Source organism: Actinophytocola sp. (genome assembly GCF_045807065.1).
GTDB lineage: Bacteria > Actinomycetota > Actinomycetes > Mycobacteriales > Pseudonocardiaceae > Actinophytocola.
Map to the genome: position 1 here is coordinate 1 of NZ_JBJMIE010000270.1, position 10,398 is coordinate 10,398.

Annotated in this window: 8 protein-coding genes; 7 read left to right on the forward strand and 1 reads right to left on the reverse strand. The window is 72.1% G+C overall.

From position 1 onward, the window contains the following. Positions 1–95: 95 nt before the first annotated feature. A complete protein-coding gene (locus ACJ73U_RS15635; RefSeq protein ID WP_407778342.1) occupies positions 96–668 on the reverse strand; it encodes a hypothetical protein in 573 nt (190 codons plus the stop codon). 380 nt (positions 669–1,048) lie between these two features. On the opposite strand from ACJ73U_RS15635, the gene ACJ73U_RS15640 reads away from it, so the two are divergent. From ACJ73U_RS15640 to ACJ73U_RS15670, 7 genes are all read left to right on the forward strand, one after another. After that, entirely contained in the window at positions 1,049–4,027 is a 2,979-nt protein-coding gene (locus tag ACJ73U_RS15640; protein WP_407778343.1) for an FAD-binding and (Fe-S)-binding domain-containing protein, read from the forward strand. Between the two features lie 140 nt (positions 4,028–4,167). Further along, on the forward strand, positions 4,168–5,964 hold the full coding sequence (locus ACJ73U_RS15645) for a thiamine pyrophosphate-requiring protein (RefSeq protein WP_407778344.1): 1,797 nt from the start codon (positions 4,168–4,170) through the stop codon (positions 5,962–5,964). Further along, complete coding sequence (locus ACJ73U_RS15650; protein WP_407778345.1) at positions 5,961–7,067, forward strand: enolase C-terminal domain-like protein; 1,107 nt, start codon at positions 5,961–5,963, stop codon at positions 7,065–7,067. Before ACJ73U_RS15645 ends, ACJ73U_RS15650 begins: the two co-directional genes overlap by 4 nt. A gap of 32 nt (positions 7,068–7,099) precedes the next feature. Beyond that, positions 7,100–7,459, forward strand: coding sequence for a DUF6292 family protein (locus tag ACJ73U_RS15655; protein WP_407778346.1), 360 nt, complete (start codon positions 7,100–7,102; stop codon positions 7,457–7,459). Further along, entirely contained in the window at positions 7,447–8,493 is a 1,047-nt protein-coding gene (locus ACJ73U_RS15660) for a glucose 1-dehydrogenase (RefSeq protein ID WP_407778347.1), read from the forward strand. Before ACJ73U_RS15655 ends, ACJ73U_RS15660 begins: the two co-directional genes overlap by 13 nt. Positions 8,494–8,624: 131 nt before the next feature. Then, positions 8,625–9,446, forward strand: a complete 822-nt coding sequence (locus ACJ73U_RS15665; protein ID WP_407778348.1) for an inositol monophosphatase family protein — start codon at positions 8,625–8,627, stop codon at positions 9,444–9,446. Between the two features lie 373 nt (positions 9,447–9,819). After that, positions 9,820–10,398 (forward strand): cbb3-type cytochrome c oxidase subunit I (locus ACJ73U_RS15670; RefSeq protein WP_407778349.1); only part of this gene is annotated, 579 nt, incomplete at its 3' end.

Consider the following 10,398-nt stretch of genomic DNA (forward strand, 5'->3'; position numbering starts at 1 on the left):
ATCTCCTACTGGGAGGACGACACCAACCCGGATCTCCTGTGGACGCTGCAGGAAGGCGCCGGCAGCCGCAACGTCTTCGCCGTGGAGCAGGCCAGCTACGACGGCTGATCCGCTGCCCGACCGGTGACCGCGACCGCGCCGACGGCGAGCGCGCCGACATGCGCGGCCCTGGTCAGCCGGTCGGCGAGGTGGTCGCCGACCGGGTCGCGCTCCGCGTCGAGCCCCAGCCCGTACCCCGCGACCACGACCACCAGCCGCAGGGCGGTCGCGGCGGCGAGCCAGCCCGCCGGCAGGTCGACAGGTACGGCATGCAGCAGCGGGCGGGTGTGCGGCCACTCGACGGTGACCGAGCCCGCGTCGAACAACGCGTGCCAGCCGGGCCGCGGCCGCAGGTCGAGGTGGTCCAGGTCGGTGGCCAGCGCGAGGCCACGGGTCAGGACCGCCCAGTAGAGCGCGTCGGCGAGCGCCGTGCCGCCGCGTGCCCGGTCCGCCGCCTCGCCTTCCATCACCAGGAGGGCGAGGTCGGCGTCGTGCGCCCAGGTGTGCCACCAGTGCGTGCCACCGGGCGCGCCGACGACCGCCCGGCTCACCTGGCCGTGGAAGTGTCGTTCCCTGACCTGACAACGTTTCCACAAGCTCGCCTGTACGCGTAACTCCGTGCCGGTCATCGTGTCCTCCTCGACGTCGTGCCGGTCGTTACGCGCCGCGACCCGGACGAGTTCATCCGAACGGGACTATTGCCAGCGACATGCGCCAGCGATACTTTCGTCCTCGTCAACGGTTTACTGGGGGCCGTTTTCGAGCCGTGCGCGTGTCTGCCGCGCACGGCCTGGTCGGCTCCGCCATCGAGCGGAGGTTCAGGTGCGCATCGGCGTTCGAGGCGCGGGGGCTCCGCGGCGGCCGACCATCCGCGCATCCAAGGTGGGGTAAAGCCGAGGGAAAACACAGTCTGCCGGCGGCCGCAACCCAGCACGCGGCCGCCGGCGCCCGCTCGGTGCCAGGTCTGCCGATATGTTTGCATCGTGCAAAGGTGGCTAATCCCTGACCCGTGACGAGCATCGATCTCCCCAACCCGGTGGTTCGACACAACGGTCGGCCGGTGGTGGACGGCGAGGCGCTGGCACGCGACCTGCGGGCCCGGGTCGACGGCGAGGTCCGCTTCGACCCGGGTACCCGCGCGGCATACTCGACGGACGCCTCCAACTTCCGGCAGGTGCCGATCGGCGTCGTCGTGCCGCGCACGCCCGAGGCGGCGGTGGCGGCGGTCGCCGTGGCCCGCGAGCACGGCGCGCCGGTCCTGTCCCGCGGCGGCGGCACGAGCCTCGCCGGCCAGTGCACCAACACCGCCGTCGTCATCGACTGGTCGAAGTACTGCCACCGCGTCATCTCCGTCGATCCGGACGAGCGGACGTGCGTCGTCGAGCCGGGCATCGTGCTCGACGACCTCAACCGCCACCTCGCGCCGACCGGGCTGCGGTTCGGGCCGGAGCCGGCCACGCACATGAACTGCACCCTCGGCGGCATGATCGGCAACAACTCGTGCGGCGCCACCGCGCAGCGCACCGGCAAGGTCGTCGACAACATCGCCGAGCTCGAGGTCCTCACCTACGACGGCACCCGCTTCTGGTGCGGCCCCACCGACGACGACGCCTACGCCGCCATCGAGCGCCGGGGCGACCCCAGGGCCGCGCTCTACCGACAGCTGCGCCGCCTGCGCGACACCTACGCCGAGGAGATCCGCGCGGGCTTCCCCGACATCCCGCGCCGCGTGTCCGGCTACAACCTGGACTCGCTGCTGCCCGAGTACGGGTTCGACGTCGCCGGCCTGCTGGTCGGCAGCGAGTCCACGCTGGTGACGGTGCTGTGCGCGAAGCTGAAGCTGGTGCCGGTGATCAGGAAGCGCACGCTGGTCGTGCTCGGCTACCCCGGTATCGCCGAGGCGGCCGACGCCGTCCCGGCGATCGTCGAGCACGAGCCGATCGCGCTGGAGGGCCTGGACGCCAAGCTGATCCACGACGAGCAGCTCAAGGACCTCAACCCGGACGCACTCGGCGAGCTGCCCGAGGGCCGCGCGTTCCTGATGGTCCAGTTCGGCGGCGACACCACCGAGGAGGCGGACCAGCGGGCCCACGGGCTGCTCGACGCGCTGCACAGGACCGAGCACGACGCCGAGGTCGAGATCCTCGACGACCCGGACCGCGAGAAGGAGCTGTGGCAGGTGCGCGAGGCCGGGCTGGGCGCCACCGCGCACGTCCCGCACCGGCCGGACACCTTCGAGGGCTGGGAGGACTCGGCCGTCCCGCCGGAACGGCTCGGCGACTACCTGCGGCGGCTGCGGGAGCTGTACGCCGAGTTCGGTTACGCCAGCGACACCGGCCCCAGCCTGTACGGGCACTTCGGTCAGGGCTGCGTGCACACCCGCATCCCGTTCGACCTCTACACCGCCGACGGCGTGGCCGCCTACCGCCGCTTCCTCGAACGCGCCGCCGACCTGGTGTGCGAGTTCGGCGGGTCCCTGTCCGGCGAGCACGGCGACGGGCAGACTCGCGGCGAGCTGCTGCCGAAGATGTTCGGCGCGGAGCTGGTGCGGGCGTTCGGGCAGCTGAAGGCGGTCTTCGACCCGAACAACCGGATGAACCCGGGCAAGGTGGTCGCGCCCGCGCCGCTGGACGCGCACCTGAGGCTCGGTGCCGACTGGCACCCGGCGACCCCGCAGGACACCTACTTCCGGTACCCGCACGACGGCGGCTCGTTCGCCGAGGCGGCCAACCGCTGCGTCGGCGTCGGCCGGTGCCGCCAGCACAACACCGGCGGGCACGCGGTGATGTGCCCGTCCTACCAGGTCACGGGCGAGGAGGAGCACTCCACCCGCGGCCGGGCGCGACTGCTGTTCGAGATGCTGAACGGGCACGGCGACAGCCCGATCAGGGACGGCTGGCGGTCGGCGGCGGTGCGTGACGCGCTCGACCTGTGCCTGGCGTGCAAGGGATGCAAGACGGACTGCCCCGCCAACGTGGACATGGCCACCTACAAGGCCGAGTTCCTCGCCCACCACTACAAGGGCCGGCAGTGGCGGCGGCCGCGCTCCGACCTGGCGCTGGGCTGGCTGCCCGTGCTGGCCCGGCTGGTCGGCCGAGCCCGGCTGGCCCGGGTGGTCAACGCGCTGACCCGGGTGCCACTCGTGCGGCGGCTGGCCACCCGGCCCGCGGGCCTGGCGGACCGGGAGGTCCCGCGGTTCGCCGGTGAGACGCTCCAGCAGTGGTACGCCCGGCGTGGGCCGCGGGGCAGCGGCGAGCGCGGCACCGTGCTGCTGTGGCCGGACACGTTCACCAACCACTTCCACCCGAGTGCCGGGCGGGCGGCGGTCGAGGTGGTTGAGGCGGCCGGTTGGCGGGTAGTCGTGCCGGCGGAGCCCGTGTGCTGCGGCCTGACCTGGATCTCGACGGGACAGCTCGCCACCGCGAAGCGGGTGTTGAGCCGCACCGTGCGGACGCTGGCACCCCACGTGCGTGGCGGCGGGCTGGTGCTCGGCCTCGAGCCGAGCTGCACCGCCGTGTTCCGGTCCGACGCCGCCGAGCTGTTCCCGGAGGACCAGGACGTGCGCCGGCTGCGTGGGGCGACGGTGACGCTGGCCGAGCTGCTCACCGAGCACTCGCCCGGCTACACCCCGCCGACGCTGCCGCCGGGCACGCGGGCGCTGGCGCAGGTGCACTGCCACCAGCACGCCGTGTTCGGCTGGGACGCCGACCGGGAGCTGCTGCGGCGCGCGGGCGTCGACGCGGAGCAGCTGGACTCGGGGTGCTGCGGGCTGGCCGGGAACTTCGGCTTCGAACGCGGTCACCGCGAGGTGAGCGAGGCGTGCGCGGAGCGGGTACTCCTGCCCCGGCTGCGGGACACCGACGCCGGCACGGTCGTGCTGGCCGACGGTTTCAGCTGCCGCACGCAGATCCACGAACTCGACAGCGGGGGCCACGAGGCCATTCACCTCGCCGAGCTGCTGGCCCCGCACATCAAGGAGCGATCATGAGCCAGTTTTTCGCCACTCTCGTGGCTGCCGACCGCACCTCAGGGGAACGTGACGCAAGCCAGCCACAAGTACGTGACCAGACAGTGCCCTTTCTTCGCGAACGCAACCACAACATTTGATTTCGGGGAGGCGGAACAGTCATGACGACACAGACCGTTGGCGACTACGTCCTGCAGCGACTGCGGGAGTGGGGCGTCGAGCAGGTCTTCGCCTACCCGGGCGACGGGATCAACGGCATCGTCGCCGCGTTCGGCAAGGCGGATGACCGGCCGAAGTTCGTGCAGGCCCGCCACGAGGAGATGGCGGCGTTCGAGGCCGTCGGCTACGCGAAGTTCTCCGGCAAGGTCGGGATCTGCATGGCGACGTCCGGGCCGGGTGCGATCCACCTGCTGAACGGGCTGTACGACGCGAAGCTCGACCACGTGCCGGTGGTCGCGATCGTCGGGCAGACCGCGCGCAGCGCCATGGGCGGCAGCTACCAGCAGGAGGTCGACCTCCAGTCGCTGTACAAGGACGTCGCGTCGGACTACCTCGTCGAGGTCAACGTCGCCGAACAGCTGCCGAACGCCATCGACCGGGCCATCCGGGTCGCGCAGGCCAACCGGGCGCCGACCGCCGTGATCATCCCGACCGACCTGCAGGAGGAGGAGTACACCCCGCCGCGGCACACGTTCAAGCAGGTGCCGTCCAGCCCGCCGAGCACGGCGTGGTCGGTGCCGGTGGCGCCGGAGGAGGAGCTGGCGCGGGCCGCGGACGTGGTGAACGCCGGCGAGAAGGTCGCGATCCTGGTCGGCCAGGGCGCGCGCGGTGCGGAGTCCGAGCTGCGTGAGCTGGCCGAGCTGACCGGTGGCGGGGTGGCGAAGGCGTTGCTGGGCAAGGACGTGCTGCCGGACGACCTGTCCTATGTGACCGGTTCGATCGGACTGCTGGGCACCCGGCCCAGCTACGAGATGATGCGGGACTGCGACACGCTCGTCATCGTCGGCTCGAACTTCCCCTACAGCCAGTTCCTGCCCGAGTTCGGGCAGGCCCGCGCGATCCAGATCGACATCGACGGCCGGTTCATCGGGATGCGGTACCCCACCGAGGTGAACCTGGTGGGCGACGCCGCGGCCACGCTGCGGGCGCTGCTCCCCCGCGTCGGGCGGAAGGCCGACCGGTCCTGGCGGGAGACGATCGAGAGGAACGTCACCGGCTGGTGGGAGACCATGGACCGGCAGGCGCACGTGGACGCGAAGCCGGTCAACCCCATGCGGATCGTCTCGGAGCTGTCCGAGCGGGCCCCGGACAACGCGATCTTCACCGCGGACTCGGGCTCGGCCGCGAACTGGTACGCCCGCAACCTGCGCATGCGCGGCAACATGCGCGGCTCGCTGTCCGGGACGCTCGCGACCATGGGTCCGGGCGTGCCGTACGCGATCGGCGCGAAGTTCGCCCGCCCGGACCGGCCGGTGATCGCGCTCGTCGGCGACGGCGCCATGCAGATGAACGGGATGGCCGAGCTGATCACCGTCGCCCGGTACCAGTCGCTGTGGTCCGACCGGCGCCTGGTGGTGTGCGTGTTCCACAACAACGACCTCAACCAGGTCACGTGGGAGCTGCGGGCCATGGGCGGCGCACCCAAGTTCGAGGAGTCGCAGGTGCTGCCGGACGTCGACTACGCGGCGTTCGCGCGCGGCATCGGCCTCCAGGCCTTCAACGTCGACGACCCGGACCAGCTGGGTCCCGCGTGGGACGCCGCGCTGTCCGCGGCCGGCCCGACGGTGCTGGACGTCCGGTGCGACCCGGACGTGCCGCCGATCCCGCCGCACGCGACGTTCGAGCAGTTCAAGTCCGTGACCGAGGCCGTGCTCAAGGGCGACCCGGACGCCTTCCACCTGGTCAGCCAGGGGGTGCGGACCAAGGCGCAGGAGCTGCTGTCCGGCTGGAAGAGATGACCGAGGTCGAGCGGGTCGGCGCGCGGGCGTACCGCGTGCCGACGCCGGGGCCGGCGGCCGACGGCACGCTGGCGTGGGACGGCACGACGATCGTCGTGGTCCGGGTCCAGGCCGGCGGTGCCGTCGGCCTGGGCTGGACCTACGCCGACGCCGCGTGCGTGCCGCTGGTCGCCCGGACGCTCGCCCCGGTGGTCGTGGGCCGCCCGGCGCTGGACGTGCCGGCGCGATGGGCGGACATGCGGCGCCAGATCCGCAACCTGGGCCGGCCCGGGCTCGTCTCGTGCGCGCTGTCCGCCGTGGACATCGCGCTGTGGGACCTCGCCGCGCGGCTCGTCGGCGTCCCGGTCGCCACCCTGCTCGGCCGCGTCCACCCGTCGGTCGCGCTCTACGGCAGCGGCGGTTTCACCAGCCAGAGCGAGGCGGAGCTGAGCGACCAGCTCGACACGTGGGTCCACAAGCGGCGGATCCCGCGCGTCAAGATCAAGATCGGTGAGTCGTGGGGGTCGGCGCAGACACGTGACCTCGCCCGGGTGCGGACGGCGCGTGCCGTGATCGGACCGGAGGCGGAGCTGTACGTCGACGCGAACGGCGGGTACCCGGTCGGGCAGGCCCGCCGGGTGGCGCACCGGCTGGCGGAGCACGACGTGCGCTGGTTCGAGGAGCCGGTGTCCAGCGACGACCTCGCCGGGCTGGCCACGGTCCGCGCGGCCACCGCCATCGACGTGACGGCCGGCGAGTACGGCTACGACCTGCCCTACTTCGCCCGCATGGCGCCGTTCGTGGACTGCCTGCAGGTGGACGTGACGCGCTGCGGCGGGTTCACGGAGTGGCGGCGGGTCGCGGCGGTGGCCGCCGCGGCGAACCTGGACGTGTCCGCGCACTGCGCCCCCAACGTGTCCGCGCATGCCGCGGTCGCGACGCAGAACGTGCGGCACCTGGAGTGGTTCGCCGACCACGACCGCATCGAGGAGGAGTTCTTCGACGGCGTGCTCGACCCGGCCGGCGGGTCCGTCACACCGGCCCGGGACGCCCCGGGCCTCGGGTTCACCCTCAAGGAACAGGACGTCGAGGAGTACGCGGTCAGCGGGGAGGGATGGTCATGAGCGGAGCCTGCGGAGTGCATCGTCGTGCCGCCATGAGAACGAAGTCGAGCCACGCCGAGGCGTTGGCGTTGCGCGACTACGTCGAGGAGGTCGCCACGGCCTTCGGCGTGGAGGCGAGCGCGACCTGGCACGAGTACGGTCCCCCGTCGGCCGCGTACGTGGCCCTGGCCGACCGCACCCCGGCCGGCCGGTTCCTGATGCTGCAGTGGGACAGCGAGACGGGCTGGTGCCTGGCGGTCGAACCGGAGGGCGTCGAGCCGCCGGTCGTCCTCGCCACGTGGCCCGAGCGCGTGTTCCCCACCCCGGCTGAGCTGGCCGGCGACGTGCGGCGGGCACTCCCGGTCACGCTGCCGGTCCGCGTGCCCGGTGGGGAGCGGCCATGCGCGCGCTGACGGTCACGCCGGGTCACGCGAACTCGCTGCGGGTGGCGGAGGTCCCCGACCCCACTCCGGGCCCCCGCGACCTGCTCGTCGACGGGCTGGCGCTGGGCGTCTGCGGCACGGACAAGGAGATCGCCCGCGGCGAGTACGGCTGGGCGCCGTCCGGCAGCGACCACCTCGTCCTCGGGCACGAGTCGCTGGGCCGCGTCGCGCAGGCTCCGGCCGGCTCCCGGTTCTCCCCCGGCGACCTCGTCGTCGGCGTGGTGCGCCGCCCGGACCCGGTGCCGTGCGGGGCGTGCGGGGCCGGCGAGTTCGACATGTGCCGCAACGGCCGGTACACCGAACGCGGGATCAAGGAGATCCACGGCTACGGCAGCGAGCGGTGGACCGTGGCCGAGGACTACGCGATCCGGCTGGACGGCCGCCTCACGGACGTGGGCGTGCTCATGGAGCCGACGAGCGTGGTCGCGAAGGCGTGGGAGCAGGTGTGGCGGACCGGCCGGCGGGCGTGGTTCGAGCCGCGCCGCGTCCTGGTCACCGGGGCGGGCCCGATCGGGTTGCTCGCCGCGCTCCTCGGCACCCAGTACGACCTCGACGTGCACGTGCTCGACCGGGTCACGTCCGGCCCCAAGCCGGCGCTGGTGCGGTCACTGGGCGCGACCTACCACCACGACCCGGTCGACCAGGTGATGTCGCGGCTGACCCCGGACGTCGTCATCGAGGCGACCGGCGCCGGCAGTGTGGTGATCGAGGCCATGAGCGGCACCACCCCCTACGGGATCGTCTGCCTGACGGGTGTCTCCCCCGCCGGTCGCAGGATGTCGGTCGACGCGGGCGCGATCAACCGCGAGCTGGTACTGGAGAACGACGTCGTACTCGGCTCTGTGAACGCGAACATCCGCCACTACGAACAGGCGGCGGACGCGCTCGCCAAGGCCGACCCGCGGTGGCTCGCGTCCCTCATCACCCGCCGGGTGCCGCTGTCCGAGGCCCCGACCGCATTCGAGGACGACGATGACGTGAAGGTCGTCCTGACGCTGACATGACCCCTCGGTGCGGTCCCACGAGCAAGCGCTCCATCGCCGCCGGGGGTACGCGAGGCTGACATCCGCCGCGGCACAGGAGTGGCATCGACGGCTTCCGCAACCCACGAGGACGCCCGGACGTCCACCGCGGCATGGACTCCCTCCACGGCCCACCGGTCGACCAGGATCTGCTCGACTTCGCCGTCGACCTCGCGTACCGGGCCGGTGAGCTGGCGGCCGAGCGGTTCTTCGCGGGTGAGGTGCACACGTCACGCAAGCCGGACGGGAGCGAGGTCACCACCTTCGACCTCGAGGTCGAAGGACTGGTGCGCGCGGAACTGGCCCGGTACGCACCCCGCGACGCGGTCCACGGCGAGGAAATGGGCACCACGGCCGGGGATTCGGGCCGTCGCTGGGTTGTCGATCCGATCGACGGCACCTACTACTTCGTGCGCCGGATGCCGCTGTTCAACACCCGGCTGGCCGTCGAGGACGAGCACGGACCCGCGATCGGCGTCATCCGCGAGCCGATCGCGCGGCAGACGGTCTTCGCGGGTCGCGGCCGCGGTTGCTGGCGCTCCACCGACGGCGGTGACGTCACCCGGGCGCACGTCGGCGACCGAAGGAAGCTGTCGGGCGCCCGTACGGGGATGGGCAATCCCGGTACGTGGTCGGAGGAGCTGTTGTTCGCGCTGCACCGCCGAGTCTTCCTGTTCCCGAGCGGCGGCACGGTAGGCGTGGCGACCGGGCAGCTCGACGCGTACGTCATCGCCGGCGCGCCGATGGGCTACGAGGACCTCGCACCACTCCCGGTCATCATCGGCGAGGCCGGCGGACGCGTCACGGACCTGACGGGCGCTCCGGTCCTGTCCGGCGACGGCACGGTCCTCATCACCAACGGTCACCTGCACGACGACCTCCTGGCACTGGTGCGGGGCCTTCCCACCGCCCGCGACTGGAAAGCCCTCGGCTGACGCCGAGGTCGACACTCCAGCGCCGAGGGCGGCCACGGACGGGCATGCGGCTCCCCAGCGGGGTTCGGGCTCCTCACCGGAAGGGCCGGCTGTGGACGAGCGGCGCGATGGCCACCATGAGCAGCCGCGTGGCGTGCTCATGCGCGCACGGATGACGCCGTCGATCGCGCGTCGGCTCGTGGGTTTCGACCCGGTTCTGCTGGGCATACGGGGGCCGCGTGACCCTCGCGTGGTGTCCGGTGGTCCGGCTCAAGGCCGTGGACCCGCGCGATGGTGACCACACGGGGCAACTCGGACCTGCGGTTGCCCCACACGCCGCCGCGGTGAAACATGGGGGCGCGAAACGAAGGCAGGCCAGCAGCGGGAGAGCGCCATGACTGCGGTGAAGCCAGCCCCCATTCGTGTGCATGGGGATGCCCGAGGGCGCCCGATGGGCAGCGCGTTCCTGGGATGGTTCCGGACCACCGATCCCAAGCAGATCGGGATCCTCTACCTCGTCACCTCGTTCACCTTCTTCATGGTGGGCGGCGTGATGGCGTTGCTGATGCGGGCGGAGCTGGCCCGGCCGGGCATGCAGTTCCTCTCCCCCGAGCAGTACAACCAGCTGTTCACCATGCACGGCACGATCATGCTGCTGCTGTACGCGACCCCGATCCTGTTCGGGTTCGCCAACTACATCCTGCCGCTGCAGATCGGCGCCCCCGACGTCGCGTTCCCGCGGCTCAACGCCTTCTCCTACTGGCTGTTCCTGTTCGGCGGGCTCATCGTCATGTCCAGCTTCATCACCCCCGCCGGCGCGCCCGACTTCGGCTGGACCGCCTACACCCCGCTCTCGGACATCACCCGCACGCCCGGGGTGAGCGGCAACATCTGGATCGTCGGGTTGATCCTGTCCGGGCTCGGGACGATCCTCGGCGGGGTCAACATGCTGACCACGGTGGTCTGCCTGCGC

What these genes read in the sequence shown, in the direction of transcription:
- ACJ73U_RS15665 (WP_407778348.1), top strand. Translation starts at nt 8,625, where the DNA reads ATGGACTCCCTCCACGGCCCACCGGTCGACCAGGATCTGCTCGACTTC.
- ACJ73U_RS15635 (WP_407778342.1), bottom strand. Translation starts at nt 668, where the DNA reads ATGACCGGCACGGAGTTACGCGTACAGGCGAGCTTGTGGAAACGTTGT.
- ACJ73U_RS15655 (WP_407778346.1), top strand. Translation starts at nt 7,100, where the DNA reads ATGAGAACGAAGTCGAGCCACGCCGAGGCGTTGGCGTTGCGCGACTAC.
- ACJ73U_RS15645 (WP_407778344.1), top strand. Translation starts at nt 4,168, where the DNA reads ATGACGACACAGACCGTTGGCGACTACGTCCTGCAGCGACTGCGGGAG.
- ACJ73U_RS15650 (WP_407778345.1), top strand. Translation starts at nt 5,961, where the DNA reads ATGACCGAGGTCGAGCGGGTCGGCGCGCGGGCGTACCGCGTGCCGACG.
- ACJ73U_RS15660 (WP_407778347.1), top strand. Translation starts at nt 7,447, where the DNA reads ATGCGCGCGCTGACGGTCACGCCGGGTCACGCGAACTCGCTGCGGGTG.